This window comes from Roseobacter sp. AzwK-3b, from assembly GCF_000170875.1.
Classification (GTDB): Bacteria; Pseudomonadota; Alphaproteobacteria; order Rhodobacterales; family Rhodobacteraceae; genus Roseovarius; species Roseovarius litoreus.
Map to the genome: position 1 here is coordinate 1 of NZ_ABCR01000027.1, position 1404 is coordinate 1404.

The following is a 1404-nucleotide window of genomic DNA, read 5'->3' on the forward strand; positions in this document are numbered from 1 at the left end:
TTCAATGGCCTTGAAATTTGATGTTGAATTTTGTTGCCATCTATTATCGTTGTTACGGCCATGTTTCATCCAAATGAAGCCATCTTGCACTATTTGAATGGCCTTGAAATTTGATGATGAGTTTTGTTGCCATCTATTATCGTTGTTACGGCCATGTTTCATCCAAATGAAGCCCTATTGCACTATTTGCATGTACTTAAAATTTGATTTTGAGTTTTTTTGCCATCTATTATCGTTGTTACGGCCATGTTTCATCCAAATGAAGCCATCTTGCACTATTTGAATGGCCTTGAAATTTGATGTTGAATTTTGTTGCCATCTATTATCGTTGCTACGGCCATGTTTCATCCAAATAAAGGCATCTTGCACTAATTCAATGGCCTTGAAATTTGATGTTGAATTTTGTTGCCATCTATTATCGTTGTTACGGCCATGTTTCATCCAAATGAAGCCATATTGCACTATTTGAATGGCCTTGAAATTTGATGATGAGTTTTGTTGCCATCTATTATCGTTGTTACGGCCATGCTTCATCCAAATGAAGCCATCTTGCACTAATTCAATGGCCTTGAAATTTGATGTTGGGTTTTGTTGCCATCTATTATCGTTGTTACGGCCATGTTTTATCCAAATGAAGCCATATTGCACTATTTGAATGGCCTTGAAATTTGATGTTGAATTTTGTTGCCATCTATTATCGTTGTTACGGCCATGTTTCATCCAAATGAAGCCATCTTGCACTAGTTGAATGGCCTTGAAATTTGATGTTGAGTTTTGTTGCCATCTATTATCGTTGTTACGGCCATGTTTCATCCAAATGAAGCCATATTGCACTATTTCAATGGCCTTGAAATTTGATGTTGAGTTTTGTTGCCATCTATTATCGTTGTTACGGCCATGTTTCATCCAAATGAAGCCATCTTGCACTATTTCAATGGCCTTGAAATTAGATCTTGAGTTTTGTTGCCATCTATTATCGTTGTTACGGCCATGTTTCATCCAAATGAAGCCATCTTGCACTATTTCAATGGCCTTGAAATTTGATGTTGAGTTTTGTTGCCATCTATTATCGTTGTTACGGCCATGTTTCATCCAAATGAAGCCATATTGCACTATTTCAATGGCCTTGAAATTTGATGTTGAGTTTTGTTGCCATCTATTATCGTTGTTACGGCCATGTTTCATCCAAATGAAGCCATCTTGCACTATTTCAATGGCCTTGAAATTTGATGTTTAGTTTTTTTGCCATCTATTATCGTTGTTACGGCCATGTTTCATCCAAATGAAGCCATCTTGCACTATTTCAATGGCCTTGAAATTTGATGTTGAGTTTTTTTTGCCATCTATTATCGTTGTTACGGCCATGTTTCATCCAAATGAAGCCATATTGCACTATTTCAATGG

At 36.6% G+C, this 1404-nt stretch carries 1 protein-coding gene; it reads right to left on the bottom strand.

The window, feature by feature from the left end:
* Nucleotides 1-174: 174 nt before the first annotated feature.
* The gene (locus RAZWK3B_RS22045; RefSeq protein ID WP_157132355.1) at nucleotides 175-1185 is read right to left on the bottom strand and encodes a hypothetical protein; all 1011 of its coding nucleotides are present in this window, start codon (nucleotides 1183-1185) and stop codon (nucleotides 175-177) included.
* Nucleotides 1186-1404: the final 219 nt, after the last annotated feature.

Coding starts and splice junctions, on each gene's coding strand:
- RAZWK3B_RS22045 (WP_157132355.1), bottom strand. CDS start 1,185: ATGAAACATGGCCGTAACAACGATAATAGATGGCAACAAAACTCAACA.